The 26,459-nt window shown below is 72.4% G+C and carries 29 protein-coding genes; 20 read left to right on the top strand and 9 right to left on the bottom strand.

Annotation, left to right across the window (positions count from 1 at the left end; all coding sequences use genetic code 11):
* Positions 1-94: 94 nt before the first annotated feature.
* The 3 genes from radA to BLV02_RS38610 form a co-directional block, all read right to left on the bottom strand.
* Positions 95-1,486: a DNA repair protein RadA gene (radA, locus tag BLV02_RS19050; protein ID WP_069109660.1), complete on the bottom strand. Its 1,392-nt coding sequence runs from the start codon at positions 1,484-1,486 to the stop codon at positions 95-97.
* A 46-nt stretch (positions 1,487-1,532) separates the two neighbouring features.
* On the bottom strand, positions 1,533-2,237 hold the full coding sequence (locus BLV02_RS19045) for a class I SAM-dependent methyltransferase (RefSeq protein WP_069109659.1): 705 nt from the start codon (positions 2,235-2,237) through the stop codon (positions 1,533-1,535).
* Positions 2,238-2,362: 125 nt separating this feature from the next.
* Entirely contained in the window at positions 2,363-3,859 is a 1,497-nt protein-coding gene (locus BLV02_RS38610) for a pentapeptide repeat-containing protein (RefSeq protein ID WP_425432594.1), read from the bottom strand.
* Between BLV02_RS38610 and BLV02_RS38605 the strand changes: the two genes are divergently transcribed.
* Positions 3,833-3,940, top strand: coding sequence for an LPXTG cell wall anchor domain-containing protein (locus BLV02_RS38605; protein WP_425432593.1), 108 nt, complete (start codon positions 3,833-3,835; stop codon positions 3,938-3,940). The genes BLV02_RS38610 and BLV02_RS38605 overlap by 27 nt on opposite strands.
* A gap of 70 nt (positions 3,941-4,010) precedes the next feature.
* On the opposite strand, the gene BLV02_RS19035 is transcribed toward BLV02_RS38605, so the two are convergent.
* Positions 4,011-4,721, bottom strand: a complete 711-nt coding sequence (locus BLV02_RS19035) for a DUF3109 family protein (protein ID WP_141711406.1) — start codon at positions 4,719-4,721, stop codon at positions 4,011-4,013.
* 54 nt (positions 4,722-4,775) lie between these two features.
* Between BLV02_RS19035 and BLV02_RS19030 the strand changes: the two genes are divergently transcribed.
* From BLV02_RS19030 to BLV02_RS19020, 3 genes are read left to right on the top strand one after another with little or no spacing between them, the layout of a single operon-like run.
* Positions 4,776-5,735: a Ppx/GppA phosphatase family protein gene (locus BLV02_RS19030; protein ID WP_069109657.1), complete on the top strand. Its 960-nt coding sequence runs from the start codon at positions 4,776-4,778 to the stop codon at positions 5,733-5,735.
* Between the two features lie 48 nt (positions 5,736-5,783).
* Complete coding sequence (locus tag BLV02_RS37230) at positions 5,784-6,578, top strand: M15 family metallopeptidase (protein ID WP_216094015.1); 795 nt, start codon at positions 5,784-5,786, stop codon at positions 6,576-6,578.
* A 57-nt stretch (positions 6,579-6,635) separates the two neighbouring features.
* A complete protein-coding gene (locus BLV02_RS19020; RefSeq protein ID WP_074946534.1) occupies positions 6,636-7,496 on the top strand; it encodes a TIM barrel protein in 861 nt (286 codons plus the stop codon).
* 21 nt (positions 7,497-7,517) lie between these two features.
* On the opposite strand, the gene BLV02_RS19015 is transcribed toward BLV02_RS19020, so the two are convergent.
* The 3 genes from BLV02_RS19015 to BLV02_RS19005 all read right to left on the bottom strand — a co-directional run bounded on the left by BLV02_RS19015 (position 7,518) and on the right by BLV02_RS19005 (position 10,098).
* Complete coding sequence (locus BLV02_RS19015) at positions 7,518-8,417, bottom strand: IS982 family transposase (RefSeq protein WP_074946532.1); 900 nt, start codon at positions 8,415-8,417, stop codon at positions 7,518-7,520.
* A 94-nt stretch (positions 8,418-8,511) separates the two neighbouring features.
* The gene (locus BLV02_RS19010) at positions 8,512-8,853 is read right to left on the bottom strand and encodes a YciI family protein (protein WP_069114937.1); all 342 of its coding nucleotides are present in this window, start codon (positions 8,851-8,853) and stop codon (positions 8,512-8,514) included.
* A 759-nt stretch (positions 8,854-9,612) separates the two neighbouring features.
* Positions 9,613-10,098 carry a hypothetical protein gene (locus BLV02_RS19005; protein WP_069114936.1) on the bottom strand — a complete coding sequence of 162 codons (486 nt, stop codon included), beginning with the start codon at positions 10,096-10,098 and terminating at the stop codon, positions 9,613-9,615.
* Positions 10,099-10,406: 308 nt separating this feature from the next.
* Between BLV02_RS19005 and BLV02_RS19000 the strand changes: the two genes are divergently transcribed.
* The 10 genes from BLV02_RS19000 (at position 10,407) to BLV02_RS18955 (ending at position 18,450) form a co-directional block, all read left to right on the top strand.
* Positions 10,407-11,021, top strand: a complete 615-nt coding sequence (locus BLV02_RS19000) for a TetR/AcrR family transcriptional regulator (protein ID WP_074946528.1) — start codon at positions 10,407-10,409, stop codon at positions 11,019-11,021.
* A gap of 49 nt (positions 11,022-11,070) precedes the next feature.
* On the top strand, positions 11,071-11,799 hold the full coding sequence (locus BLV02_RS18995) for an ABC transporter ATP-binding protein (protein ID WP_069114935.1): 729 nt from the start codon (positions 11,071-11,073) through the stop codon (positions 11,797-11,799).
* Entirely contained in the window at positions 11,796-12,524 is a 729-nt protein-coding gene (locus BLV02_RS18990; RefSeq protein ID WP_069114934.1) for an ABC transporter permease, read from the top strand. The genes BLV02_RS18995 and BLV02_RS18990 overlap by 4 nt, the downstream gene beginning before the upstream one ends.
* Positions 12,525-12,591: 67 nt before the next feature.
* A complete protein-coding gene (locus BLV02_RS18985) occupies positions 12,592-13,521 on the top strand; it encodes a proline dehydrogenase family protein (RefSeq protein WP_069114933.1) in 930 nt (309 codons plus the stop codon).
* Entirely contained in the window at positions 13,518-14,321 is an 804-nt protein-coding gene (gene proC, locus BLV02_RS18980) for a pyrroline-5-carboxylate reductase (protein ID WP_069114932.1), read from the top strand. Before BLV02_RS18985 ends, proC begins: the two co-directional genes overlap by 4 nt.
* Before the next feature lie 2 nt (positions 14,322-14,323).
* Positions 14,324-15,502 (top strand): acetoin utilization protein AcuC, encoded by a 1,179-nt coding sequence (locus BLV02_RS18975; RefSeq protein ID WP_069114931.1) that lies wholly within the window; start codon positions 14,324-14,326, stop codon positions 15,500-15,502.
* 507 nt (positions 15,503-16,009) lie between these two features.
* Positions 16,010-16,228: a helix-turn-helix domain-containing protein gene (locus BLV02_RS18970; RefSeq protein ID WP_053206210.1), complete on the top strand. Its 219-nt coding sequence runs from the start codon at positions 16,010-16,012 to the stop codon at positions 16,226-16,228.
* Between the two features lie 98 nt (positions 16,229-16,326).
* Complete coding sequence (locus BLV02_RS18965; RefSeq protein WP_074946526.1) at positions 16,327-16,428, top strand: 30S ribosomal protein bS22; 102 nt, start codon at positions 16,327-16,329, stop codon at positions 16,426-16,428.
* An 83-nt stretch (positions 16,429-16,511) separates the two neighbouring features.
* Positions 16,512-17,546, top strand: coding sequence for an NAD-dependent epimerase/dehydratase family protein (locus BLV02_RS18960; protein WP_216094588.1), 1,035 nt, complete (start codon positions 16,512-16,514; stop codon positions 17,544-17,546).
* A 49-nt stretch (positions 17,547-17,595) separates the two neighbouring features.
* The gene (locus BLV02_RS18955) at positions 17,596-18,450 is read left to right on the top strand and encodes a lysophospholipid acyltransferase family protein (protein WP_342762400.1); all 855 of its coding nucleotides are present in this window, start codon (positions 17,596-17,598) and stop codon (positions 18,448-18,450) included.
* Positions 18,451-18,457: 7 nt separating this feature from the next.
* On the opposite strand, the gene BLV02_RS18950 is transcribed toward BLV02_RS18955, so the two are convergent.
* Complete coding sequence (locus BLV02_RS18950) at positions 18,458-19,318, bottom strand: HAD family hydrolase (RefSeq protein ID WP_069114929.1); 861 nt, start codon at positions 19,316-19,318, stop codon at positions 18,458-18,460.
* 141 nt (positions 19,319-19,459) lie between these two features.
* Between BLV02_RS18950 and BLV02_RS18945 the strand changes: the two genes are divergently transcribed.
* The 6 genes from BLV02_RS18945 (at position 19,460) to hemB (ending at position 25,498) form a co-directional block, all read left to right on the top strand.
* Positions 19,460-19,711 carry a glutaredoxin family protein gene (locus BLV02_RS18945; protein ID WP_069114928.1) on the top strand — a complete coding sequence of 84 codons (252 nt, stop codon included), beginning with the start codon at positions 19,460-19,462 and terminating at the stop codon, positions 19,709-19,711.
* A gap of 137 nt (positions 19,712-19,848) precedes the next feature.
* Entirely contained in the window at positions 19,849-20,583 is a 735-nt protein-coding gene (locus tag BLV02_RS18940; RefSeq protein WP_069114927.1) for a redox-sensing transcriptional repressor Rex, read from the top strand.
* A complete protein-coding gene (locus BLV02_RS18935) occupies positions 20,580-21,944 on the top strand; it encodes a glutamyl-tRNA reductase (RefSeq protein WP_069114926.1) in 1,365 nt (454 codons plus the stop codon). The genes BLV02_RS18940 and BLV02_RS18935 overlap by 4 nt, the downstream gene beginning before the upstream one ends.
* Complete coding sequence (gene hemC / locus BLV02_RS18930) at positions 21,941-22,885, top strand: hydroxymethylbilane synthase (RefSeq protein ID WP_069114925.1); 945 nt, start codon at positions 21,941-21,943, stop codon at positions 22,883-22,885. Before BLV02_RS18935 ends, hemC begins: the two co-directional genes overlap by 4 nt.
* Positions 22,863-24,500, top strand: a complete 1,638-nt coding sequence (locus BLV02_RS18925; RefSeq protein WP_083289212.1) for a bifunctional uroporphyrinogen-III C-methyltransferase/uroporphyrinogen-III synthase — start codon at positions 22,863-22,865, stop codon at positions 24,498-24,500. Before hemC ends, BLV02_RS18925 begins: the two co-directional genes overlap by 23 nt.
* Positions 24,501-24,514: 14 nt before the next feature.
* Positions 24,515-25,498: a porphobilinogen synthase gene (gene hemB / locus BLV02_RS18920; RefSeq protein ID WP_069114923.1), complete on the top strand. Its 984-nt coding sequence runs from the start codon at positions 24,515-24,517 to the stop codon at positions 25,496-25,498.
* On the opposite strand, the gene BLV02_RS18915 is transcribed toward hemB, so the two are convergent.
* Positions 25,453-26,385, bottom strand: coding sequence for an alpha/beta fold hydrolase (locus BLV02_RS18915; RefSeq protein ID WP_069114922.1), 933 nt, complete (start codon positions 26,383-26,385; stop codon positions 25,453-25,455). The two genes, hemB and BLV02_RS18915, sit on opposite strands and share 46 nt — an antisense overlap.
* Positions 26,386-26,459 lie beyond the last annotated feature (74 nt).

Genomic DNA, 26,459 nt, shown 5'->3' with positions numbered 1-26,459 from the left:
CCCGGGGAGGGTGCGGCAGACGACGCTGGATAGAACAGTCTAGGGCGTGATGTGCCGGTGCGCGGCGACGTTCACGTCAATACCACGCAACGATTCAGGTGCGCTGGGGCGAATCCGCAGCCAACCGGGCATCGCGGCCCGTCGCCGCCAGCGCCTGCCCGACGTCGGTGACCTCGACGACGCGGATGCCGCCGGGCACCGGGCCGGGGTCGGCGGGCACCAGCGCTGTGGTGAATCCCATGCGCTCGGCCTCGGCCAGCCGGCGGTTCAGGCCCGACACGCGGCGGATCTCGCCGGCCAGCCCGACCTCGCCGAGCGCCGTGAGCCCGGCCGGCAACGGCGTGCCCGTGGCGGCGCTGGCGACGGCGAGCAGCAGCGCGAGGTCGGTGGACGGCTCGGACAGCTTCGCGCCGCCGACGGTGGACGTGTAGACGTCGCTGTTGCTGAGTTTCACCTGGCCACGGCGTTCCAGCACGGCCAGCACCATGGCCACCCGGGAGGAGTCGAGCCCGCTGTTCGCCCGCCGCGGCGAGGCCAGCGCCGACGTGGCCACCAGCGCCTGCACCTCGCCGAGCAGCGGGCGCCGGCCCTCCAGCGTGACCGTGATGCAGGTGCCGGGCACCGGCGTGGCGTGCCGGGACAGGAACAGCCCGGTGGGGTCGGCCAGCGACGTGATGCCGGTGTCGGTGAGGTCGAAGCAGCCGACCTCGTCGGCCGGGCCGAACCGGTTCTTCACCGTGCGAACCAGCCGCAGCCGGGAATGGCGGTCGCCCTCGAACTGCAGCACGACGTCGACCAGGTGCTCGAGCACGCGCGGGCCGGCGATGCCGCCGTCCTTGGTGACATGGCCGACGAGGATGGTGGCGAGCCCGCGGTCCTTGGCCACCCGGATGAGCGACGCCGCCACCTCGCGCACCTGCGTGACGCCGCCGGCCGCGCCGTCGACGGCCGGGCTGGACACCGTCTGCACGGAGTCGAGCACCAGCAGCGACGGCTGTACCTCGTCGATGTGGCCCAGGACGGCGGAGAGGTCGGTCTCGGCGGCGAGGTACAGGTGGTCGGCGACGGCGCCGGTGCGCTCGGCCCGCAGCCGGACCTGCGCCGCCGACTCCTCGCCGGTGATGTAGAGCGCCCGGCCGGCCTCGTGCGCCCACCGCGCGGTGACGTCGAGCAGGAGGGTCGACTTGCCGACTCCCGGCTCGCCGGCCAGCAGGATGACGGCGCCCTGCACCAGCCCGCCGCCCAGCGCGCGGTCGAACTCGCCGACCCCGGTGGGCCGGGACCGGGCCGCCTCGAGCGCGACGGAGCCGATGGGCCGGGCCGCCTCGGTGACCGGGCCGGCCGCCGTGACCCCGGCCTTCGCCGTGCCCGCCTGCTCGACGGTGCCCCACGCCTGGCACTCGCCGCACCGGCCGACCCACTTCGCGGTGGTCCAGCCGCACTCGGAGCACCGGAACGCCGGAGCCGTCGCTTTCGCCTTCGCCATGTGATGAACCGTAGACGGCGGGTCCGACAACGCGGGTCCGGTCGCCTCAGAAGCGGCGCCAGAAGAGGTTGACGGCGTAGTCGACGGAGGCGCCGTCGTGCTCGGCGAGGATGGCGTCGGCGTTGGCCGGGTCGAACTCGATCCGCACGACGGCCTCGAAGGCCGCGCGGTCGGGCAGCTCCCAGCGCATCGTCAGCGGCTCGCGATGCCAGCCCTGCCGGGCCCAGAACCGCTCCACCGCCTGGGCGTCGTACTTCGGCAGCGCGGTGCGGAACCAGCGGCCGAACGTCGAGCGCGTCGCGTCGTTGTCGATGACGAACGCGGTGCCGCCGCGCCGCAGGACCCGGCCCAGTTCGGCCAGGCCCGGCTCGCAGCCCGGGCCGAAGAAGTAGGCCCAGCGGGCGTGCACGACGTCGACGGAGGCAGTCGGGAGCGGCAGCTGCTGGGCCGTGCCGCGCCGGACGGTGATGCGGGAGCGCACCGCCGCCGGCAGCGTCGCGACTCGCTGCTGGGCCCGGCGCACCAGCGGCGGGTGCGGCTCGACGCCGGCGACGCGGCGGGCGGACGCGGCGAACCGCGGGAGGTGGTACCCGGCGCCGCAGCCGACGTCGAGCAACTCGAGCCCCGCCCAGTCGTGCAGACGCAGCATGGCGGCCTCGATGACACCGCCGGGATCGACCCCGCGGTTCTCGATCTCGTAGACGTCGGGATGGTGCCAGATGTTCGGACTCGGGATCACGGCGCGGCGCACAGAGCAATCATTGCAGACGCTCAGGTCGAATTCGGACAGAAAGGGATTTAAGAAAACAGTGTCACCGGTATGTCACCTAGAAGATTGACCTTTTGTAGAGTACCTTGACACCCCTGGCCAGGGCGTCAAATGTACTCCCTGGCGGGCACCCAGAAAAAAGGTTGCCTGGGAAACACCTTTCGAATGATTTGAGGAGAATTGTGTTGAAGACAGTGCTGCGTGGCGCCGTTGTGGCCGGCGCTGCGCTCGCCGCCTGTTTCGCCCTGAGCGTGCCGGCGGCCACGGCCGAGGAGGGCAAGGGGGTTGAGCTCCCCAACGAGATCACCAGTGTCGAGGAGGCCGACGGCCTGCTCGACAACCTCGGCCTCGGTGACATCGAAGTGGGCAACAGCATCTGCGCGCTGCCCTGGCTCTGGCAGGGCCCGTTCAACATCTTCGTGGGCGGCCAGGAGGCCTACTACGAGGCCTGCAACGGCAACACCGGCATCGCCATCGGTGACGGCATCAACGTCCTGAACAACGGCGCCGACTCGTACGGCGACGGCATCAATGTCCTCAACAACGCCTGCGCGGCGCCCTGGCTCTGGCAGGGTCCGGCGAACGGCGCGACGGAGGACCAGGCGGCCTACTACGTGGTCTGCAACACGGAGGAGACCACGTACGGCGACGGCATCAACGTGCTCAACGGCGCGTGCGCACTGCCGTGGCTGTGGCAGGGCCCGGCGAACGTGTTCGTCGAGGGCCAGGAGGCCACCTACGTCGCGTGCAACAGCGACGGCACCACTTACGGTGACGGCCTCAACGTCGGCAACAACGCCTGTGCGCTGCCGTGGCTGTGGCAGGGCCCGGTCAACGGGTTCAGCGACGGTCAGTCCGCGCACTACGCCGCCTGCAACAACGACGGCACGCTGACCGGCGACGGTGTCAACCTGCTGAACAACGCCTGCGCCGCGCCGTGGCTGTGGCAGGGTCCGGTCAACGCGGTGCTGGGCTCGCAGTCGGCCCACTACACCGCCTGCAGCGGCGCCGACGCGCCGTCGACGGACCTGCTGAGCAGCCTCGTCGCAGCACCGGGTGAGGATGGCGGCAGCATCGACATCCTCAACGACGCGTGCGCCGCGCCGTGGCTGTGGCAGGGCCCGCTGAACGCCCTGATCGGCAGCCAGGAGGCCTACTACCAGGCCTGCGACAACCGCGCCGAGGCGGAGACCGAGGTCGACGGCACTGAGGTCGACGGCACTGAGGTCGACGGGACCGAGGTCGACGGCACTGAGGTCGACGGGACCGAGGTCGACGGGACCGAGGTCGACGGCACTGAGGTCGACGGCACTGAGGTCGACGGCACTGAGGTCGACGGCACTGAGGTCGACGGCACTGAGGTCGACGGCACTGAGGTCGACGGGACCGAGGTCGACGGCACTGAGGTCGACGGCACTGAGGTCGACGGCACTGAGGTCGACGGCACTGAGGTCGACGGCACTGAGGTCGACGGCACCGAGACCGACGGCACCGAGACCGACGGCACCGAGACCGACGGCACCGAGACCGACGGCGCTGAGGACGGCGCCGCCGACGGTGCGGGCGACGGCGAGGCGCTGCCGGACACCGGCGCGTCGAGCCAGCTGCTGTTCGTCGGCGCCGGCCTGCTGCTCGCCGGTGCGGCCGCCGCGTTCGCGGTGAACCGCCGCCAGGTCCAGCAGTAAGCGGCACCTCCCCTGCAGAGGCCGCCGGCCCGGACGACGTCCGGGTTCGGCGGCCTCTTGCTGAACGGCGTCAGCGCGCCGCGGTAGCCGGGTGCACCAGCAACGGCAGCTGGGCGGCGAGGAACGCCTCGCAGTGTTCGGCCAGCTGCTCGTACGCCTTGTCACCGATGAGCGCCCGCAGCTCCGGCTCGTTCGACCGGTACACCGGCTCGCGCCCGACGTGTGCCTCCGTGGCCGTCGTGCAGTACCACGTCATGTCGTGGCCGCCGGCGCCCCAGCCGGCGCGGTCGTACTCGCCGATGGAGATCTCGAGGTACGACGTGCCGTCGGGCCGCTCGGCCTCGCGGTAGGAACGCCGGATCGGCAGCTGCCAGCACACGTCGGGCTTGGTCTCGAGCGGGTGCTGCCCGTTCGCCAGCGCGTAGGCGTGCAGCGCGCAGCCCGTGCCGCCGGCGAACCCGGGCCGGTTCAGGAACACGCACGCGCCGTCGACGACGCGGGTCTTGCGCTCGCCCTCGTCGTCGGTCTCGACGATGCCGCCGCGCAGGCCCTCGTCGCGCAGCTGCCACGTCTCGGGGCCCAGCCGGCTGGCGTACCCGCGCACGCGCTTCTCGTCGTCCTCGTCGGAGAAGTGGGCGCCGTGCGTGCAGCAGCCGTCGTCGGGGCGGTCGGCGTAGATGCCGGGGCAGCCCTGCCCGAAGATGCACGTCCACCGGGACGTCAGCCAAGTGAGATCGCAGCGCAGCACCTGGCCGTCGTCGGCCGGATCGGTGAATTCCACCCAGGCTCGCGCTCCGTGTGTCCGCAACTCCACCCCACGAGTATCGTCGTTTTCGTGCGCATGGGTGTGCTCGACGTCGGTTCCAACACCGTCCATCTGCTGTTGGTCGACGCGCACAGGGGTGCGCGTCCGCTGCCGGCGTACAAGCAGAAGACCGATCTGAGGCTGGTCGAACTGCTCGACGACTCCGGATCCATCGGCAAGGAAGGCGCCAGACGGCTGGTGCAGAGCTGCCGTGAGGCGGTCGAGGCGGCCGAGGACAAGGGCGCCACGTCGATGCTGGCCTTCGCCACGTCGGCGCTGCGCGAGGCCGTCAACGGGACCGCCGTCCTCGACCGGGTGCGCGACGAAGCCGGCGTCGACCTGCAGATCCTGTCCGGCGAGGACGAGTCGCGGCTGACGTTCCTGGCCGTGCGCCGCTGGTACGGCTGGTCGGCGGGGCGGCTGCTGAGCCTCGACATCGGCGGCGGCTCGCTGGAACTGGCCGCCGGCGGCGACGAAGATCCCGACGTCGCCGTGTCGCTGCCGCTGGGCGCCGCCCGGCTCACCCGCGACTGGTTCACCGGCGACCCGCCCGACAAGGACGAGGTGCGGGCGCTGCGGCGGCACGTGCGGGCCGAGGTCGCGTCGATCATCGGCGACGTCAACCGGTACGGCGGGCGCGACCGCGCGGTCGCGTCGAGCAAGACGTTCCGGTCGCTGGCCCGGGCGGCCGGTGCCGCGCCGTCCGGCGAGGGCCCCTACGTCCGGCGCACGCTCAGCCGCTCTGACGTGCAGGATCTGGCGAAGAAGCTGGCCTCCATGACGGCCGCCGAGCGGGCCAAGCTGCCCGGTGTCTCGTCCGGGCGGGCGGGGCAGCTGCTGGCCGGCGCCATCGTCGCCGACGCCGCGCTCGACCTGTTCGAGATCGACGAGGTCGACGTCTGCCCGTGGGCGTTGCGCGAGGGCGTCATCCTGCGCCGGCTGGACCAGATCGAGGAGGGCACGTTCGGCGAATCGGACGAATCGGGTTAGAGTCGTCTGGCTGTTACCGTCTCGTGATCTTCCGGAGGACCGCCGCTCGTGCCCCACGCTCGCCACAAGCGGCGCCGTCCTGGCCGTCTCAGTCGCCTCGTCCTGCCCGTCGCGGGTGCGGGCGCGGCCGCCGGAGCCGCCGTCGGTGCGACGGCGTTCTCGTCGGCGCCGCCCCCGGTGGCGGCCGTCTCGCCGGTCTCGCCGGCCCCCTTCGACATCGACGAGCTGCGCCAGGACGCCGCGGCCGGCCCGGACCGCGGTGACAACGCCGCGCCGTCCCCGCTGGCCGGCAGCGGGACGCCGTCCACCCCCGCCCCGTCGCCGGCGGTGACCGCCGCGCCGACACCGGCGCCCACGCCCGTCCCGCCCGCTCCGTCGCCCACGCCCACGCCGGCCGGGTTCGCGCCGATCGCCGGCTGCGACGCCACCGTCCCCGGCGACGACGTCGGCAACGGCGAGCTCGGCGACGAGCACCTGTGCGGCATCGGCAGCGGCCAGCAGCTGCGTCCCGACGCCGCCGCCTCCTTCGTCGCGCTCGACGCGTTCTACCGGGCCGAGACCGGCGAGGGCCTGATCTCGTGCGTCACCGACTCCTATCGCAGCTACGAGGCGCAGGTCGACGTCGCCGACCGCAAGCCCGGCCTGGCCGCCGAGCCGGGCACCAGCGAGCACGGCTGGGGCCTCGCCGTCGACGTCGGCTGCGGCGCCAACTCCTTCGACGGCGCCCTCTACGGCTGGCTCGACGACAACGCCGGCGACTTCGGCTGGGAGAACCCCGGCTGGGCCCGGCCCGGAGGCAGCACGCCGGAGCCGTGGCATTGGGAGTTCACACCCGCGTCCTGAACCGGCGCGGCCGCTTACTCTTGGGAGGTGTCCGAACTGCGCCAGAGTGCCTCCGGGGTGCTGCGCGTCCCCGAGGCGCCGGTGGGGCTGTCCACCGCCGCCACCTACCCGCAGGGGGCGGCCACGGCGTTCGAGATGGCCGCCTCGCTCGGGTACGACGGCGTCGAGGTCATGGTGTGGACCGACCCGGTCAGCCAGGACATCGACCAGATCGAGCAGCTGGCCGAGCGCTACGGCCTGCCGGTGCTGTCCGTGCACGCGCCGTGCCTGCTCATCACCCAGCGGGTGTGGTCGCCCGACCCCACGGTGCGGCTGACGAAGTCCCTCGAGGCGGCCCGCCGCCTCGGCGCCTCCACCGTCGTCGTCCATCCGCCGTTCCGGTGGCAGCGCGAGTACGCCCGCGGCTTCGTCGAGCTGGTCGACCGGCTGGAGGACGAGTTCGGCATCGCCGTCGCGGTCGAGAACATGTACCCGTGGCGCGCCGCCGGCCGGGAGGTCGCCGCCTACGCGCCCGACTGGGACCCCACCGACGAGTCGTACCGGCACATCACGCTGGATCTCTCCCATGCCGCCGTCGCCGGGCAGGACTCCCTGGTGCTGTCCGAGTCGATCGGTGACCGCCTGGCGCACGTGCACATGACCGACGGCACCGGCTCGGCCCGCGACGAGCACCTGATTCCCGGCCGCGGCAACCAGCCGTGCTCGGCGGTGCTGGAGCGGCTGGCCCGCATCGAGTGGTCCGGGTCGGTGATCCTCGAGGTGAGCACCCGGCGGGCCCGGAACCTGGCCGAGCGGGAGGCCGACCTCGCCGAGGCGCTGGCCTTCACGCGCCTCAACCTCGCCGCCTCCGTCGAGACGGCCTTCGCGGTCGGCCCCGACGGGACGGCGGAACTGGTCGCCCGCGGCGAGGCCAGCTAGATGAGTGAGTCCGATTGATCGTTAGTGGTCGTAGGCGATCAGGGATCGTTTGGCTTGGGTGCCGGTGTGCCAGTTGTGCCAGATCGCGGTGGCGAGGGCGAGTAGTCGTGCGGCGATGCGGGCGTGGACTCCGTTCAGGGTGCGGGCGCCGTGTTCCTCGAGGGTGAGCTGGCCTTTCAGGGTGTCGAAGACGGCTTCGATCCATTGGCGGACCCGGGCCAGTTTGCCCCGTCTGGTCGGTTCGTCTTTGCGGTCGGGGCGGATCAGGTGCGCGCCCAGGCTGGTGACGAACTGGTCGAAGTCGCGCCCGGCGAACCCTTTGTCGGCGAGGATGACCTGCCCGGACGCGACGAGGTGGTGGTCGTGGTCGAGGAGCGCTCGGGCGGCGTCGCGTTCGCCGATCTTGGGGTTGGCCAGGCCCCAGATGATCGGCATGCCCTCGGCGGTGGTGACCAGGTAGAGCCGGAATCCCCAGAAGTACCGCGAGTGACTGGCGCAGTAGCCGTAACCGGCGTGCCCGGCCAGGTCCGAGCGCTTCACCGTCTCCCGCGACGCCGCGCACGGCAGCGGGGTGGAATCCAGCAGCCGCAGATCGTCGTGCCAGGACGGCGTGTCCCGGGCCAGTTCGGTGATGACCGCGGCGAGCAGCCCTCCCAAGGACCGGAGTCGTTTGCCGTATCCGGACTGGCCGGGCAGGTAGGGGAACAGTCCGCCCAGCCGGGCGCGCGCGAACCGGACCCACCGCCGTTCCGACGCCACGCCGAGCAGCTGCTGCGCCACCGCCAGGGTGATCAGTTCACCGTCGGACAGCCCCGGCTTGCGGCCCGGCCGGTGATCACGCGACCACCCCAACACCGGGAAGACACGATCCTCGACATGGACATAGAGTGCGGTCAGGAGGGCGTCAAGATCATTGCTCACACACTGATCCTCGACGCCCTCCACCCATGTCTATCGACAGCGACACACCCACAAGATCAATAGGACTCACTCATCTAGACGCCTCGCGCACCCGTCAGCCGGCGGGGTCGTACTGGAACGCGCGCACCTCCTGCGCGCACCGGCAGGCGACCGCGATCTTCGCGGCCCACTCCAAGGCCGCCTCACGCGTGGGCACGTCCAGCACCGTGTAGCCGCCCTCGAGTTGCGTCGTCTGCGGGTAGGTGACTTCGGTCACCGTCCCATCCCCGTCGACCAGGACCGGCGGAACGCTCTCGTCGATGCCGCCGCCGAACACCCACACCCCGGCCGCCTTCGCCTCGTCCACCACCGCGTGCGCGGCGTCGGCGACCGCCTGCAGTTCCTCGGCGGGGACGACCATGGCGGCACTCGGGAACGAGATCAGGTACTTCGTCATCGCGGCGGCTCCTTCTTCGCGGTTCGGGGATCGGACCCATCCTGCCGTCCCGGTAGCGCCGCGCGAGGTTGTCGGTGCCCGCCCGGTGCCCGCCCGTAGGGTGGGCCCCAACCCGGGCCCGGGGAGGGGTCTACGTACCACGGCGCAGCTCGACGCGGCGACGTCGATGGATTTGCGCCGCTTCCACGCCACGTCAGGGGTCCCGGCCCGTCGTACGATGATCATCCAGGATGTGTGGCGTGATCACGCCCCGGAACCTGGATGATCTTGGAGCGGGCCTGGCCGGCGGACGATGAGTCGAGCGGAGCCGGTGGCCGAACCGCCCGGCAAGGGCGAGTGGCCGGCGAACGACGAATCGAGCGGAGCCGGTAGCCGAACCACCCACGACCAGTGAGCGGCCAGCGGAGAAGAAGGCCAGCAAAGCTGGAAGCCGGGCCCATTTTCGGCCGGCCCCCTGACGCTGCTTTCACGGGGGCGCGGGCGGCTGGGTCAAGCGGTCCTCCGTCGCGCGAAGCGCCCAAGCACGAGGTCCGCTTGAGGCGGCCTCCCGCGCCCCCGACAATGGAGAGCAGCAGGGGGCAGGCCAACGCGGCAGATCAAAGCCAACGCGAACCCGGCCAACGAAAGAACCGAAGAAACGACGAAAGGCGCCGAGGGCCAATGCCCCCGACGCGAGTCGCGATGCGAGAAACCGAGCAGCACGGGGGAGATTGCCGCAGGAGAAGCTGACAATCTCCGTCCCGTGCCCTCAGCCCAGAGTCAGCCCTGCGGCAGCAGCTGCGTGCCCTCGGGGAGCAGCTCCAGCAGCTCGGTCTCGGTGAGGTCCTCGGGGGCGACACCCTCGGGCAGCAGGCTCTCCAGCTGCTCCTGGACGTCGGCCGGGATCTCCTCGGAGCCGTTGCAGGCCGCGTAGTCGCCGGCCTGGCTGCCCAGCAGGACGTTGAACGGGCCCTGCCAGAACCACGGCAGGATGCACGCGTTGTCGGCGATGCTGCTGCCCTCGCCGTCCTCGGCCGCACCGTTACAGGCCGAGTACGAGCCGTACTGGTCCTCGACCCCGAGGTTGACGGGGCCCTGCCAGAACCAGGGCAGGATGCAGGCGTTGTTCAGGATGTCGATCTCGGGCAGAGCGTCGACGCCCGGAACCTCCGGAACCTCCGGGACCGCGGAAGCCGTGGCCCCGATGCCCATGGAGGCTGCGAACGCCACACCAGCGACGAGGGCGCCGCGCAGTACGTTCTTCACCAGAATACTCCTTGAATGATCACGCGTTGTGTTGCGGTCGGTTGGTGCTTTGATGCGCATCAGCACGAAAGCTTTGACTGGCCGGCGAGCTATGTCAAGCGTGTTGTCGGAGAGTCACCCGATTGGTGTGACTCGCCGCCGCATACCCCTCCTGTACAGGAGGTTCATGATGGTGGCGGCGCATTTCCACCGAGTTTTCGACACTTCTCGCACATCACCGAAAGAATGCGACAACACGGCACATGTCAGATGTGTGACGGAGTCGGCGGCGGGCGCTGGCCGGCGCCGGCGGATAGGATGCCGGAATTGTGGGAAAGGTTCTTCGAGGTCGGTCGGGGCGTCGCCGAGGCGCGCCCGACACCAGGGGAGAGATCCTCGCCGCGGCGCGCGACGTGTTCGGGGAGCGCGGGTACGACGGCGCCAGCGTGCGCGCCATCGCGGCGGCCGCGGGGGTCGACCCGGCGCTCGTCCATCACTACTTCGGGACCAAGGAGAAGCTCTTCCTGGCCGCCATGGACATCCCGTTCGACCCGGAGCTCATCGCCGACGCGGTCATCGACGATGCCGGCGGCGACGGCATCGGGGAGCGGGCCATCCGCACGTTCCTCGGCGTCTGGAGCCAGCCGGCCGGCCGGGCGCCGATCCTGGCGCTGCTCCGTTCGGCCATGCAGCACGAGGCTGCGGCCCGGCTGATGCGCCAGTTCGTCACCCGCGCCATCCTCGGCCGCGTCCTCGTCGCCTTCGAGGGCGTGCCGGACGGTGCGCTGCGGGCCGAGGCCATGGTGTCGCAGCTCATCGGGCTGGCGATCACCCGCTACGTGGTCAAGCTGGAGCCCATCGCCTCGGTGTCCGACGAGGAGCTGGTGCGGCTGATCGCCCCGGTGCTGCAGCGCTACTACGACGGCGCGTTCGAGCAGGACTGATACCCCCGACGCTTGACGGGGGCTCGCTCGCGGCCGCACTATTCATCACATGATGAATTCCGCAGTACGGATCCGCGGGCTGCGGGTCGTCCGCGGCCCGCTCACCGTCCTCGACGACTTCGACCTGGACATCCGCACCGGCAGCGTGACCGGCCTGCTCGGCCCGTCCGGGTCCGGGAAGTCGACGCTGATGCGCGCGATCGTGGGGGTACAGAAAGTCGCCGGCGGGACGGTCGAGGTGCTCGGTCAGCCGGCCGGCGCCAAGGTGCTGCGCGACCGCGTCGCCTACGTCACCCAGGCGCCCAGCGTCTACGCCGACCTGACGATCCGGCAGAACCTGCGCTACTACGCCCGCGTCCTCGGCGCCCCGGCGAGCGACGTCGACCGCGCGATCGAGCAGGTCGACCTCGGCACCCACGCCGACCACCTGGTCGGGCGGCTGTCCGGCGGGCAGGAGTCGCGCGTCTCGCTGGCGACGGCGCTGCTCGGCTCGCCGGAACTGCTGGTGCTCGACGAGCCGACCGTGGGCCTCGACCCGGTGCTGCGGGTGCAGCTGTGGGAGCTGTTCAACCGGCTCGCCGCCGACGGCGCCACGCTGCTGGTGTCCAGCCACGTGATGGACGAGGCCGAGCGGTGCGAGCGGCTGGTGCTGCTGCGCGACGGACGGCTGCTGGCCGACGACACGCTGGCCGGCCTGCTGGCCCGCACCGGCGCGGCCGACGCCGAGGGCGCGTTCCTCGAACTGGTGGAGAAGGCCGAGCAGGAGGTGTCGTCATGACCCCGCGGATCACCCTGGCCACGGCCGCGCGCGTGCTGTCGCAGCTGCGCCACGACCCGCGCACGATCGCGCTGATGCTGGTCGTCCCCAGCCTGCTGCTGGCGCTGCTGTGGTGGATCTACGACGGCGGAGCCGTGTTCGACCGCATCGGCCCGGCGCTGCTGGCGATCTTCCCGTTCCTGGTGATGTTCCTGGTGACGTCCATCGCGACGCTGCGGGAGCGGACGTCGGGGACGCTGGAGCGGCTGCTGTCGATGCCGACCGGCAAGTTCGACTTCCTGGCCGGCTACGCCGTGGCGTTCGGGCTGGTGGCGCTGGTGCAGGCGCTGATCACGGCGTCGGTGGCGATCGGCCTGCTCGACCTCAACACGGCCGGCCCGGCCTGGCTGCTGGTCGCCGTCGCGGTGTTCGACGCGCTGCTGGGCGTGGCGCTCGGGCTGTTCGTCAGCGCCTTCGCGTCGACGGAGTTCCAGGTCGTCCAGTTCATGCCGGCGCTGATCGTCCCGCAGTTCCTGCTCTGCGGCCTGCTGGTGCCGCGCGACCAGCTGCCGGACGTGCTGAGCGCCATCTCCGACGTGCTGCCGCTGTCGTACGCCGTCGACGCGATGAGCGAGGTGCAGACCAACGTCGACCCGCAGGTGTGGGGTCAGATCGGCGTCGTTCTCGGCTTCTCGGTGGCGCTGCTGGCGCTCGGCGCGGCCACGTTGCGTCGCCGCACCCCCTGATCGCTGGTGCCGTACGCTGGCGGGGTCCGCCTACCGTGAAGGAGAGGGCACCGCCTTGGCAGGAACGATGGTGCGTTCGGCGTTGCTGGGCGCGTCGCGCAGCGAGCGGCTGCGGCACACCGTCGAGCGCATCCCGCTGACCCGCAACGTCGTCGCCCGGTACGTCGCCGGCAGCGAGCAGAGCGACGCCGTGCGAGTGGCCGGTGAGCTGGCCGGCGAGGGGCTCGCCGTCACCATCGACCACCTGGGCGAGCCCACCCACGACCGCGCCCACGCCACCCGCATCGCGCAGACCTACGTCGCGCTGCTCGAGGCGCTGCGCAAGGCCGAGCTCACCCCCGACGTCGAGGTGTCGGTGCCGCTGTCGGCGGTCGGTCAGACGCTGCCGGCCGACGGCGCCGCCATCGCGCTGGAGAACGCGCAGCAGATCTGCCAGGCCGCGGCCGACGCCGGCACCACGGTGACGCTGGACATGGAGGACCACACCACCACCGATGCCACGCTGGACGTCCTGCGCGAGCTGCGCGCCGACTTCCCCAGCGTCGGCGCGGTGCTGCAGGCCCAGCTCAAGCGCACCGAGTCCGACTGCCGCGACCTCGCCCACGAGGGCTCGCGCGTGCGGCTGTGCAAGGGCGCCTACGACGAGCCCGAGACCGTCGCCTTCCGCGACCGCGGCGAGGTCGACCGCTCGTACGTCCGCTGCATGAAGGTGCTGTTCGCCGGCGCCGGCTACCCGATGATCGCCACCCACGACGCCCGGCTGGTCGAGATCGCCGGGTCGCTGGCCGCCCGGCACCGCCGCGAGCAGGGCAGCTACGAGTACCAGATGCTCTACGGCCTGCGCTCGCGCGAGCAGCTCCGGCTGGTCCGGGCCGGCGAGCGGGTCCGCGTGTACGTGCCCTACGGCCCGGAGTGGTACGCCTATCTGGTCCGCCGGCTGGCCGAACGGCCGGCCAACCTCGGTTTCCTCCTGCGATCGGTGGCGAGTTCGAAATGACGGTGGCGCTGCTCGGGGCCGGCGTGATGGGCGAGGCGCTGCTCGCCGGCATCCTGCAGGGACGGCCCGCGTCCGACCTCCTGGTCGGCGAGAAGCGGCCGGAACGCGCGGCCGAGCTGACCGAGCGGTACGGCGTCGAGGTGGTCGGCAACGCCGAGGCCGTGCGCCGCGCCGGCACCGTCCTGCTCGTGGTGAAGCCGCACGACGTCGGCCCGCTGCTCGACGAGGTCGCCGCCGAGGCCCGCCCCGGCCAGCTGTTCGTGTCGCTGGCGGCCGGCATCACGACGGCGTTCGTCGAGTCGCGGCTGCCCGCCGGCGTCGCCGTCGTGCGGGTCATGCCGAACACCCCGGCGCTGGTCGGCGAGGGCATGGCCGCCATCTCGCCCGGCACGCACAGCGGCGACGAGCAGCTGCGCGAGGCCGAGGAGCTGCTGCGCTCCACCGGGCGCGTCACGCGGGTGCCCGAGTCGCAGCAGGACGCCGTCACCGCCGTCTCCGGCTCCGGCCCGGCGTACGTGTTCTACGTGGCCGAGTCGATGATCGAGGGCGGTGTCCACCTCGGCCTGACCCGCGCCACCGCCACCGAGTTGGTCGTGCAGACGCTGGCCGGCTCGGCCGCGCTGCTGCGCGACTCCGGCGAGCACCCGACGGTGCTGCGCGAGCGGGTCACCTCGCCCGGCGGCACCACGGCGGCGGCGCTGCGGCAGTTGGAGGACGGCAAGGTCCGCGCCGACTTCCTCGCCGCGCTCGAGGCCGCCCGCGACCGCTCCCGCGCGCTGTCGTCCGGCGAGCCGGCCTGACCATGCACACCGTGCATGTCGCCTGGTCCGACGCCCTGACCGGCTACGACTTCGGTCACGGGCACCCGCTCAACCCGGTGCGCGTCGACCTCACCATCCGGCTGGCCCGCGCGCTGGGCGTGCTCGACGGCGACGGCGTGCACGTCGAGGTGCCCGAACCGGCCGACGACGCCACGCTGCGCACCGTGCACACCCCCGGCTACCTCGACGCGGTCAAGGCGGCCAGCATCGATCCCAGCACCGTCGACCTCGTGCACGGCCTCGGCACCACCGACGACCCGTGCTTCGCCGGCATGCACGACGCCAGCGCGCTGGTGGCCGGCGGGACCGTCGCGGCGGCCCGGGCGGTCTGGGAGGGGCGCGCGCGGCACGGCGTCAACGTCGCGGGCGGGCTGCACCACGCGATGCCGTCCAGCGCGTCCGGCTTCTGCGTCTACAACGACCCCGCGCTGGGCATCCGGGCGCTGCTCGACGCCGGCGCCGAGCGGGTCGCCTACGTCGACGTCGACGTCCACCACGGCGACGGCGTGCAGGCCGTCTTCTACGACGACCCCCGGGTGCTGACGATCAGCCTGCACGAATCGCCGCGCACGCTGTTCCCGGGCACCGGTTTCCCGAGCGAGACCGGCGGCCCCGGCGCCGAGGGCAGCGCCGTCAACGTCGCCCTGCCGCCGGGCACCGGCGACGCCGGCTGGCTGCGCGCCTTCCACGCCGTCGTGCCGCCGCTGCTGCGCGCCTGGCAGCCGCAGGTGCTGTTCACCCAGCACGGCTGTGACAGCCACGTCGACGACCCGCTGGCGCACCTGGCGCTGACGCTGGACGGCCAGCTCGAGTCCTACCGCGTCCTGCACGACCTCGCGCACGAGCTCTGCGACGGCCGCTGGGTGGCCACCGGCGGCGGCGGGTACGCCCTCATCGACGTCGTGCCCCGGGCCTGGACGCACCTGCTGGCCATCGCCGCCGAGCGTCCCATCGACCCCGCGACCGAGACGCCGTCGGCCTGGCGGACGCACGTCCAGGCCCGTTACCACCACACCGCGCCGCGGCGCATGACCGACGGCGGCACCCCGGCGTACGCCGACTGGTCCTCCGGCTACGACCCGGCCAGCTCCCTCGACCGCGCCATCCACGCCACCCGCCTCGCCGTCTTCCCGTCGCACGCCCTCGACCCCACCTACTGACGCCGGCCGGGAAGCGGGACGAGAACCCCGGGGCGCTCACCGCGCACCTGACAGTGGACGGAGCCGGGGACGCCGGCAGGGGTTGGCGCGGGCGTCCGAGCGGGGAACGAGCGAGGCGGGCGGGTGCTAGCCGCCGTCGGAAATCGGCGCACGCCCCGGGAACCGGCGGACAGGGCCCCGTTTCGCGGTCTCGAGCGCCGGTTTCCGGGGCGTCAGGCGATATTCCGGGCGTCAACGTCCTGGCCTGCCGTCACGTCCGCAGCCCGGATCACGATCGCCTCGGCACAGTGGCGTCGCGGGCGACCGGCGTCCCCACCCCGCCGGCGCCCCACGCCAGGAAGCGAGAGCACCCCAAAAGATCACAAGAGAGGACCAAACCCGCCCCAAACCCGAATCACTTCTCGATCCCCCTTTCCCATCCGTCACATCCGCCACTACCATCAAGCAACACGTAGCCGAAGACGCGCGTCCAACCCATGGGCGCCGCAGGCACGTCGCGGAGGAGCGATGACGACCAACGGGCCCGAAGCACCACTCGGAGAGGTGCGATTCCTCACTGTCGCCGAGGTGGCGACGGCGATGAGGGTGTCGAAGATGACGGTGTATCGCCTCGTCCACGCGGGCACGCTGCCGGCCGTGCAGGTGGGCCGGTCGTTCCGCATCCCTGAGAGCGCGGTGCACGAGTACCTGCGCGACTCCTACGTCCGGGGCATGGAAGCCGGCTGACGCCGCATCCGATTGGACGACGCCCCCGGTCAGCCGGGTAGGCTTGGCCGGTCGCGCGGCTGTCGCGCGTTCAGTCGACCTGCGAGTGAGGTTGCCCTGTGGGCTCTGTGATCAAGAAGCGCCGCAAGCGGATGGCGAAGAAGAAGCACCGCAAGCTCCTGCGCAGGACGCGCGTGCAGCGTCGCCGCATGGGCAAGTAAGTCACTGAGCAGCTAAGTCCCTCCGGCGGCCGTGCGGGGGTGGTGTCTCGCGCGGCCGTGCTCCAGGGGAGAGCAGGACACGAGTGTCCAAAGTCGTCATGGTGGTGGGGGTCGCCCGGTATCTGGGCGCCCGGCTGGCCGAACGCCTCGCTGACGAGGCGGGGGTCGACCGCGTCGTCGGCGTCGATCTCGTCGAGCCGACGCAGAGCATCGGCGGGGCCGAGTTCGTGCGCGCCGACATTCGCACGTCCGACATCGGCCGGGCGATCGACCGGGCCGCGCCCGACACCGTCGTGCACATGAACATCCTCGCGACGCGTGCCGACGCCGGTGGGCGCACGCCGCAGAAGGAGATCAACGTCATCGGCACCATGCAGTTGCTGGCGGCGTGCCAGCGCTCGCGGTCGGTGCGCAAGGTGGTCGTGAAGTCGTCGACGACGGTGTACGGCTCGGGCCCGCAGTCGCCGGCGCTGTTCGCCGAGGACATGGTGGCGGGCGCGCACTCGCGGCGCGGGTACGAGAAGGACGCCGGCGAGGTCGAGGCGTACGTGCGCGGGTTCTCGCGGCGCCGCCCCGACGTCGGCGTCACCATTCTGCGGTTCGCGAACGTGCTGGGCCCGCAGATCCGCACCGGCCTGTCCGAGTACTTCGTGCTGCCGGTGGTGCCCGTGGTGCTGGGCCGTGATCCGCGGTTCCAACTGGTGCACGAGCTCGACTGCGTCGAGGCGCTGCGGGTGGCCACGGTCGAGCACCGGCCGGGCATCTTCAACGTGGCCGGCGACGGCTTCCTGGTGCTGAGCCAGGCGCTGCGGCGGGCCGGCCGGCCGGCGCTGCCGCTGCCGACGCTGGGCTCGCCGCTGGTCGGCGGCGTCCTCAAGCGCAGCGGCGTCGTCGACATGGACTCCGCGCTGGTGCGATTCCTCACCTTCGGCCGCGGCGTCGACACCACCCGCATGCGCACGCAGCTGAAGTTCGACCCCGTCTACGACACCGTCGCCACGTTCGACGCGTTCGCCGACGCGCGCACCCGCGGCGGGCTGCTCGACCGCGACCGCATCCGCGCCGTCGAACACACCGTCCGCGGCATCCTGACCGGGGAGGACGCCCGTGGCCGATAGCCCGCTGCCCGGTCTGCTGGACCGCGTCGCGACCGCCGCCGGCCGGGCGCTGCGCGACCGCCTGGGCATCGACGGCGAGCGGTTGGACCAGGTGGTCGCGTTCGCCGGGCGCCGGCTGACCGGTGAGTTCGAGGTCGACCCGTTCGGCTTCGACCCCGAGCTGACCGAGACCGTGCTGCTGCCCGCGCTGCGGCCGCTGTACAAGCACTGGTTCCGGGTCGAGGTGCGCGGCATCGAGAACATCCCGGAGACCGGCGCGGCGCTGGTCGCGGCCAACCACTCGGGCACGCTGCCGGTCGACTCCCTGATGACCCAGCTGGCCGTGCACGACACCCACCCGAAGGCCCGGCACCTGCGCGCGCTCGGCGCCACGCTGGTGTTCCAGCTGCCGGTCGTGGCCGATCTCGCCCGCAAGAGCGGCACCACCCTCGCCTGCACCGAGGACGTCGAGGCGCTGCTGGGCAACGGCGAGCTGGTCGGCGTCTGGCCCGAGGGCTTCAAGGGCGTCGGCAAGCCGTTCTCGCAGCGCTACAAGCTGCAGCGGTTCGGCCGCGGCGGGTTCGTGTCCGCGGCGCTGCGCACCAAGGCGCCGATCATCCCGTGCTCGATCGTCGGGGCCGAGGAGATCTACCCGATGATCGGCAACGCCGAGTCGCTGGCCCGGCTGCTCGGGCTGCCGTACTTCCCGCTGACGCCGACGTTCCCCTGGCTCGGCGCGCTCGGGCTGGTGCCGCTGCCGTCGAAGTGGATCATCGAGTTCGGCGAGCCCATCCGCACCGACGACTACCCGCCCGGCGCCGCCGACGACCCCATGGTGGTGTTCGAGCTGACCGACCAGGTGCGCGACACCATCCAGGCGACGCTCACCGAGCTACTGGAGCTGCGCGGGCCTGCGTTCGGCTGAGGTCCGGCTAGCGGCGTTTGCGGGCGGCGACGATGCCGACGGCGGCGCCCGCGACGGCGCCGGTGCCGGCCGCGATGCCCAGGGTGGTGTTGCGGCGCCGGGCGCGGTAGTCGCGGATGCGCCAGCCGTGCTTGCGGGCGTGCCGGCGCAGCTTGCGGTCCGGGTTCACCGCGCACGGGAAGCCGACCAGCGAGAGCATGGGGATGTCGTTCGCGGAGTCGCTGTAGGCGGAGCATCGCTGCAGGTCCAGGTCCTCGCGCTCGGCCAGCGACCGGACGGCGGCCGCCTTGTCGGCGCCGTGCAGCAGGTCGCCGACCAGCCGTCCGGTGTACGTGCCGCCGACGTGCTCGGCGACGGTGCCCAGCGCGCCGGTGAGGCCGAGCCGCCGGGCGATGATCGTGGCCACCTCGACCGGCGCCGCCGTCACCAGCCACACCCGCTGGCCCTGGTCGATGTGCAGCTGCGCGATCGCCTGGGTGCCGGGCCAGATCTTGTCGGCCATTCGCTCCTCGAAGATCTCCTCGCCGACGCGGGACAGCTCCTCGACCGACCGGCCGGCGATGAACGACAGCGCCGCCGCCCGCGCCTCGACGATGTGGTCCGGGTCCTCGGCGCCGAGCGCGAACTGCAGCTGCTGCCGTCCGAACCGGAGGATGTCGCTGGTGCGCAGCAGCCCCCGCTGGTGCATGCCGCGGGCCAGGTAGAAGATCGAGGCGCCGCGCAGGACGGTGTTGTCGAGGTCGAAGAAGGCGGCGGCGCGAGCGTCGGACGGCAGCTCGATGCCGGCGATCGCCTCGGCGGCGCTGGCGGCGACGTCGGCCCGCACCCGTTCCGATGCGGCCCCGGTCCGTTCCCTGCGCAAGCGCATGGTCGCCAAGCGTAGCGGCGCAGCGTCCGACCGCATGCCCGACGCCGGGTGCGGCGGGACGTACGGTGGGCTTTGCAATGAGCACCCATACGCACCGGTGCGTATCCGTGCTCATTGCAAAGCGAGCGGAAGGGGACCTCCATGGGGGAATCGCCGCGGGTGCTGCTGCTCGGCCGGCCGGGCTGCCATCTGTGCGACGACGCCCGCGCCGTGGTCGCGGCGGTCTGCGCCGAGCTGGGGGTGCGGTGGGCCGAACGCAGCATCGACGGCGACCCGGAGCTGCAGCGGCGCTACGGCGAGCAGATCCCCGTCACGTTCGTCGACGGTGCTCAGCACGACTTCTGGCGGGTCGGCTCCGACCGGCTCCGACGCGCTCTCACCGGCGGGTTATAGAACATCCAGCCCAGAACAGCAACTTTGTGCACACGTTCACAAGCGTCTAGGCTGGGGCGCATCGTAAGTCCTGCCGGTTCGGGTTCGTCACCCGGCCCCCGGATGTCGCCTTCCGTGCCGGCCTACCGGGGAGTGTCGTGACCCGAAACAGCCGTCCGTCGTCCACACCGACAGCAGCCGCTGCATCGCAGCGCGGTGTGCCGGAAGCGACGGTCGCGCGGTTGCCCCTCTACCTGCGGGCGCTCACCACACTGGCCGAGCGGGGCGTGGCGACGGTGTCGTCGGAAGAGCTGGCCGCGTCGGCCGGGGTCAACTCCGCCAAGCTGCGCAAGGACCTCTCCTACCTGGGCTCCTACGGCACCCGCGGCGTCGGCTATGAGGTCGACTTCCTGCGCCACCAGATCACCCGCGAGATCGGCCTCACCCAGGACTGGGCCGTCGTCATCGTCGGCATCGGCAACCTCGGCCACGCGCTGGCCAACTACGGCGGGTTCGCGTCCCGCGGCTTCCGCATCGCCGCGCTGGTCGACGCCGACCCCACCCGGCTCGGCGAGGAGGTGGCCGGCCTCAACGTCCGGCACGCCGACGAGCTGGAGCAGATCGTCGACGACCTCGGCATCGCCATCGGCGTCGTCGCCACCCCGGCCCGGGCCGCGCAGCTGGTCTGCGACCGCCTCGTCGCGGCCGGCGTCACCAGCATCCTGAACTTCGCGCCGGCCATCGTGCAGGTGCCCGAAGGCGTCGACCTCCGCAAGGTCGACCTCTCCACCGAACTGCAGATCCTCGCCTACCACGAACAGCGCAAGAACGGCGCCGCGCTGGCCCTGACCGCCGAGCAGGCGGCCGAGCTGGCCGAGGCGGTGAACGGATGAGCGTGCTGGCCATCGGTGTCTCGCACCGAAGCGCGCCGGTCGAGGTGCTGGAGTCCGTCGCGCTCGACCGCCCCGCGGTCGGGAAGCTGCTCGACGAGGTGCCGTCGTCGCACCAGATCGCCGAGGCGGTCGTCGTGGCCACCTGCAACCGGCTCGAGCTGTACCTCGACACCGCCACGTTCCACGGCGGCGTCGAGGAGGCAAGCGCGCTGCTGTCGCAGCACACCGGCGCGCCCATCGAGCTGCTCACCCCGTACCTCTACGTGCACTACGGCGACCGCGCGGTGTCGCACCTGTTCCACGTGGTCAGCGGCCTCGACTCCATGGTGGTCGGCGAGACGCAGATCCTCGGCCAGGTGCGCGACGCGTTCCGGCTCGCGCAGACCTCCGGCGCCACCGGCCGGGTGCTGACGGAGCTGTTCCAGACGGCGCTGCGGGTCGGCAAGCGGGCACACGCCGAGACCGGCATCGACGCCGCCGGCCGCTCGCTGGTGACGCTCGGGCTGGCCCGGGTGCTGCCGGCGGTCGCCGCCGAGGGCTGGTCGTCCGGCCGGGTCGGCGGTGCGTCCTGGCGCGAGCTGCTGACCGGCACGTCCGCGCTCGTCGTCGGCGCCGGGTCCATGGCGGCGCTGGCCGCGGCCACGCTGCAGCGCGAGGGCGTCGACGTCGTCGTCGCCAACCGCACGCAGGAGAACGGCGTCCGGATGGCCGAGGCGGTCGGCGGCCGGGCCGTGCCGATGACGGCGCTGCCGCAGGTGCTGCGCGAGGTCGACCTCGTCATCTCGTGCACCGGCGCGGCCGGCGTCGTGCTGCCGTTCGAGGCCGTCGAGGCGGCGGTCGCGGGCCGCGGCGGGCGCCCGCTGGGCATCGTCGACCTCGCCCTGCCGCGCGACGTCGACGCCGGCGTGGCCGAGCTGCCCGGCGTCGTGCTGGCCGATCTCGCCCGGCTCAGCGAGGCCGCCGACGACGACGTCGCCGACGCCATCACCATGGCCGGCGACGTCTCCGCCGTCCGCTCGATCGTCACCGACGAGGTGGCCGCGTTCGCCACCGCCCAGCGCGCCGCCCAGGTGGCGCCCACCGTCGTCGCGCTGCGCAGCATGGCCGACGACGTCGTCGACGCCGAACTCACCCGCATGTCCGGCCGGCTGCCCGACCTCGACGAGCGCACCCGCGCCGAGATCGCCCGCACCGTCCGCCGGGTGGTCGAGAAGCTGCTGCACCAGCCGACGGTGCGGGTCAAGGAGTTGGCCGCGCAGCCCGACGGCGCGTCCTACGAGGCCGCTCTGCGCGAGCTGTTCGCGCTGGACCGCCGGTCCATCGACGCCGTCGCCAAGCCTGACGGGACGGTGTCCACATGACGACAACACCGCTGCGGCTGGGAACCCGCCGCAGCGCCCTCGCGATGGCGCAGGCCCGGTACGTCGCCGGTCGCCTGAGCGCGCTCGGGCACGAGGTCGAGCTGGTCGAGATCACCACGAAGGGTGACGTCTCGGCGGCGCCGCTCGACCGCATCGGCGGCACCGGCGTGTTCGTCGCCGCGCTGCGCGAGGCCCTGCTCGACGGCCGCGTCGACCTCGCCGTCCACTCGCTCAAGGACCTCCCGACGGCGCCGGCCGACGGCCTCGTGCTGGCGGCGGTCCCGGAGCGCGAGGACCCCCGCGACGTCCTGTGCGCCCGCGACGGCCTCAAGCTGTCAGACCTCCCGGTCGGCGCGCGCGTCGGCACCGGCTCGCCGCGGCGCGAGGCGCAGCTGCGCGCGCTCGGGCTGGGCATCGAGATCGTCGGGCTGCGCGGCAACGTCGACACCCGCCTGGGCAAGGTCACCGACGGCGTGCTCGACGCCGTCGTGCTGGCCCGGGCCGGGCTGTCGCGGCTGGGCCGGCTCGACTCCGTCACCGAGGTGCTCGACCCGATGCAGGTACTGCCGGCGCCGGGTCAGGGCGCGCTCGGCATCGAGTGCCGCACCGCCGACACCACCCTGGTCGAGGCGCTGGGCGCGCTCGACGACTCCGCCGCCAGAGCGGCGGTCACCGCAGAACGGACCCTCCTCGCCGTGCTCGAGGCCGGTTGTACGGCGCCCGTGGGCGCCTACGCCGAGGCGGCAGAGGGAGATAGTGGCCTCGAGCTGTACATCCGGGCCGTCGTGGCAGCACGCGACGGCTCTGTGAGTATCCGCAAGTCAGCCACCGGATCCCTCGGGGGGGCGGAGCAGATCGGGCGCGACCTCGCGCACGAGCTTCTCGCCGACGGGGCCGGGGCAGTCGTCGACGCCGCTGGTGCGGCGTCGAAGGAGGAATAGAGTCGTGACCACTCCGCGAGGCGCGCAGAAGCGCGCCGCAGAAGGTGGCGTCGCATTCGTCGGCGCCGGTCCCGGCGATCCGGGGCTGCTCACCCTACGGGCGGTCGAGGTGCTCGGTGGGGCCGACGTCGTCGTCATCGACGAACCGGCGCACCGTTCGATGCTCGCTTACGCTCCCGGCATCGTCGAGATCGTCGACGTCAGCGTCGACGACGAAGGCGTCACCCTGACGGCGTCCGCCCGCGGGCGCCGTGTCGTCCAGGCCGCCAAGGGAGGCCGGCGGGTCGTCCGCCTCCTCGGCGGTGACCCATTCACCCATGCCACCGGTGCCGACGAAGCGCTCGCCTGCGCCAAGGCCGGCATCCCGTTCGAGGTGGTCGCCGGCGTCGCCACGGCCACGTCCGTCGCGGCCCACGCCGGCATCCCGCTGGTCACCGGCCGTCGTCGCAGCGTCGAGATCTTCGACGTCGGCGGCAAGATCGACCTGCGGTCCTGTACCGCCGACACCGTCCTGCTGACCGGCGTCACCGAGCAGCTCGGCCTGCTCGCCGACGGGCTCGTCGACGCCGGCCGGGTGCCGTCCACGCCGGTCGCCGTCGTGACGTCCGGCAGCACCGTCGAGCAGCAGACCGTCGTGTCGACGCTCGGCGCCATCGTGGCCGACGTCCGCGCGGCCAAGGTCGAGGGCCCGTTCGTCGTCATCGTCGGCGACACCGTCGAGCACCGCGACTCCCTGTCGTGGTTCGAGACGAAGGCGCTGTTCGGCTGGCGCGTCCTGGTGCCGCGCACCAAGGAGCAGGCCGGGGTGCTGTCGACGGCGCTGCGCCGCTCCGGCGCGGTCCCCGAGGAGGTCCCGACGATCTCCGTCGAGCCGCCGCGCAATCCGCAGCAGATCGACAAGGCCGTCCGTGGCATGGTCGAGGGCCGCTACGAGTGGATCGCGTTCACCTCGGTCAACGCGCTGCGCGCGGTCAAGGAGAAGCTGACGGCGTACGGCCTCGACGCCCGCGCGCTGTCCGGCCTCAAGGTCGCCGCCGTGGGCGAGAAGACCGCCGAGGCGCTGCGGTCGTGGGGCATCGAGCCCGACCTCGTCCCGTCCGCCGAGCAGTCCGCGGTCGGCCTGCTGAACGACTGGCCGCCGTACGACGAGGTGCTCGACCCGATCAACCGGGTGTTCCTGCCGCGCGCCGACATCGCCACGGAGACGCTGGCGGCCGGCCTGACGGAGATGGGCTGGGAGGTCGACGACGTCACCGCGTACCGCACGGTGCGCGCGGCGCCGCCGCCGGCCGAGACCCGCGACGCGATCAAGACCGGCAAGTTCGACGCGGTCGCGTTCACGTCGTCGTCGACGGTGCGCAACCTCGTCGGCATCGCCGGCAAGCCGCACGCGTCCACCGTCGTGGCCTGCATCGGCCCGGCGACGGCGAAGACCGCCGAGGAACACGGCCTGCGGGTCGACGTCCTGGCGCCCGAGCCGTCCATCGAGGCGCTGGCCGACGCGCTCGCGCAGTTCGGCCTGACCCGCCGGCTGGCGATGGTCGAGGCCGGCGAGCCGGTGCTGAAGCCGTCGCAGCGGCGCCGGGCCTCCGCCCGTCGCAAGAGCGCCCAGTAGGAGAGGACACCGGCATGGGCTACCCGCAGATCCGGCCGCGTCGGCTGCGCACCACGCCGGCCATGCGCCGGCTCGTCGCCGAGACGTCGCTCGAGCCGCGCCACCTGGTGCTGCCGATGTTCGTCCGCGAGGGCGCCACCGAGCCGCGGCCGATCTCGTCCATGCCCGGCGTCGTGCAGCACACCATGGAGTCGCTGCGCAAGGCGTCGCTGGAGGCGGCCGAGGCCGGGGTCGGCGGGCTGATGCTGTTCGCGATCCCGGAGCGCAAGGACGCGGTCGGCTCCGGCGGCGTGGACCCGAAGGGCCCGCTCAACGCGGCGATCCGCGAGGTCGTCGCCGAGGTGGGCGACGCGACCGTCGTCATGGCCGACCTCTGCATCGACGAGTTCACCGACCACGGCCACTGCGGGGTGCTGGCCCCCGACGGCTCCGTCGACAACGACGCGACGCTCGAGGTGTACGGCCGCATGGCCGTCGCCCAGGCCGAGGCCGGCGTGCACGTCGTCGGGCCGAGCGGCATGATGGACGGCCAGGTCGGCGCCACCCGCGCGGCGCTCGACGCGGCCGGGCACACCGACGTCGCGATCCTGGCCTACGCCGCCAAGTACGCGTCGGCGTTCTTCGGCCCGTTCCGCGAGGCCGTCGAGTCGTCGCTGACCGGTGACCGCATGACGTACCAGCAGGACCCCGCGAACGGGCTGGAGGCGCTGCGCGAGACCGCCCTCGACATCGAAGAGGGCGCCGACATGGTCATGGTCAAGCCGGCCATGTCCTACCTCGACGTGCTCGTCCGCGTCCGCGACCTCGTCGACGTCCCCGTCGCGGCCTACCAGATCTCCGGCGAGTACGCGATGATCCAGGCCGCCGCCGAGCGCGGCTGGATCGACCGCGACCGCGCCGTCATGGAGGCGCTGACGTCCATCCGCCGGGCCGGCGCCGACATCGTGCTCTCCTACTGGGCGGTCGAGGCCTCCCACTGGCTGCGCGCCGCCCGCTGAGCACCCTCGACGTGCACCCGCGCCAGGAAGTCGCGGGTCAGCCGCACGAGTTCGCCCAGGTGCGTCTCGATCAGCCAATGGCCCGCGTCGGGCAGCACGTGCAGCTCGGCGTCGGGGAGGTCGGCGAGATAGGCGTGCGCGGCTTCGGCCGGCATGTAGCCGTCGTGCGGGCCCCACACGATCAGCGTCGGCGGCCGGTGCTCGCGCAGGTACGCCTGGTAGTCGGGGAACAGCGCGACGCTGTCCTGGATCTGGGCGAACAGGTCGACCATGATCGCCCGGTTCTCGGGCTCGCACATGCGCACCCACGCCTGCCGCCACAGGTCCGGTGAGATGCGCTCGACGACGTGCGGCGGCACCTCGCCGAGCACCTCCTCGCGCAGCCCGGACTCGGTGACCGCGTCCTCCAGGCGTGCACGCAGCCGCGGCGTCGGCGTCGCCCAGTAGCGGCGCAACAGCTCGTACTTCGGGCCGAGCGTGTGCTCGTAGGCGTCGCCGTTCTGGATCACGAGGGCGGCGACGCGCTCGGGCCGCCGCATCGCCAGCTGCAGCCCGACCTGCGAGCCGTAGTCGAACAGGTACAGCGCGAACCGGTCGATGGCCAACTTCGCCAGGAAGGCGTCGAGGACGTCGGCGTAGCCGGTGAAGGTGTAGTCGAACTCCTCTCGCGGCGGCTGCGCGCTGTACCCGAACGCGGGGTAGTCCGGCGCGACCAGCCGCCACCGGTCGCCCAGCGCGGCCATGAACCCGCGGTACTGGAACGACGACGACGGATATCCGTGCGGCAGCAGCACGACCGGCGCGTCGGGCGGTCCGGCCTCTCGGTAGAAGATCTCGAGACCGTCGATCGCGACGGCGCGATGGGCGATCGGTGCCAGGGTCGACATGCTGGAGTCGTTCCCACCCGCCGCGGGCGCAAACGAGGTTCACGCTGTCGGTTTCGCCCGGTAAGGTCGACTGT

The sequence above is a fragment of the Jiangella alba genome, from assembly GCF_900106035.1.
Classification (GTDB): domain Bacteria; phylum Actinomycetota; class Actinomycetes; order Jiangellales; family Jiangellaceae; genus Jiangella; species Jiangella alba.
Note: the sequence above shows the minus strand (reverse complement) of the source record. Positions and strands in the feature narration are given on the sequence as shown.

What these genes read in the sequence shown, in the direction of transcription:
- radA (WP_069109660.1), bottom strand. Translation starts at nt 1,486, where the DNA reads ATGGCGAAGGCGAAAGCGACGGCTCCGGCGTTCCGGTGCTCCGAGTGC.
- BLV02_RS19010 (WP_069114937.1), bottom strand. Translation starts at nt 8,853, where the DNA reads ATGACGAAGTACCTGATCTCGTTCCCGAGTGCCGCCATGGTCGTCCCC.
- BLV02_RS18995 (WP_069114935.1), top strand. Translation starts at nt 11,071, where the DNA reads ATGATGAATTCCGCAGTACGGATCCGCGGGCTGCGGGTCGTCCGCGGC.
- BLV02_RS18990 (WP_069114934.1), top strand. Translation starts at nt 11,796, where the DNA reads ATGACCCCGCGGATCACCCTGGCCACGGCCGCGCGCGTGCTGTCGCAG.
- BLV02_RS18985 (WP_069114933.1), top strand. Translation starts at nt 12,592, where the DNA reads ATGGTGCGTTCGGCGTTGCTGGGCGCGTCGCGCAGCGAGCGGCTGCGG.
- proC (WP_069114932.1), top strand. Translation starts at nt 13,518, where the DNA reads ATGACGGTGGCGCTGCTCGGGGCCGGCGTGATGGGCGAGGCGCTGCTC.
- BLV02_RS18975 (WP_069114931.1), top strand. Translation starts at nt 14,324, where the DNA reads ATGCACACCGTGCATGTCGCCTGGTCCGACGCCCTGACCGGCTACGAC.
- BLV02_RS18970 (WP_053206210.1), top strand. Translation starts at nt 16,010, where the DNA reads ATGACGACCAACGGGCCCGAAGCACCACTCGGAGAGGTGCGATTCCTC.
- BLV02_RS18950 (WP_069114929.1), bottom strand. Translation starts at nt 19,318, where the DNA reads ATGCGCTTGCGCAGGGAACGGACCGGGGCCGCATCGGAACGGGTGCGG.
- BLV02_RS18945 (WP_069114928.1), top strand. Translation starts at nt 19,460, where the DNA reads ATGGGGGAATCGCCGCGGGTGCTGCTGCTCGGCCGGCCGGGCTGCCAT.
- BLV02_RS18935 (WP_069114926.1), top strand. Translation starts at nt 20,580, where the DNA reads ATGAGCGTGCTGGCCATCGGTGTCTCGCACCGAAGCGCGCCGGTCGAG.
- hemC (WP_069114925.1), top strand. Translation starts at nt 21,941, where the DNA reads ATGACGACAACACCGCTGCGGCTGGGAACCCGCCGCAGCGCCCTCGCG.
- hemB (WP_069114923.1), top strand. Translation starts at nt 24,515, where the DNA reads ATGGGCTACCCGCAGATCCGGCCGCGTCGGCTGCGCACCACGCCGGCC.
- BLV02_RS18915 (WP_069114922.1), bottom strand. Translation starts at nt 26,385, where the DNA reads ATGTCGACCCTGGCACCGATCGCCCATCGCGCCGTCGCGATCGACGGT.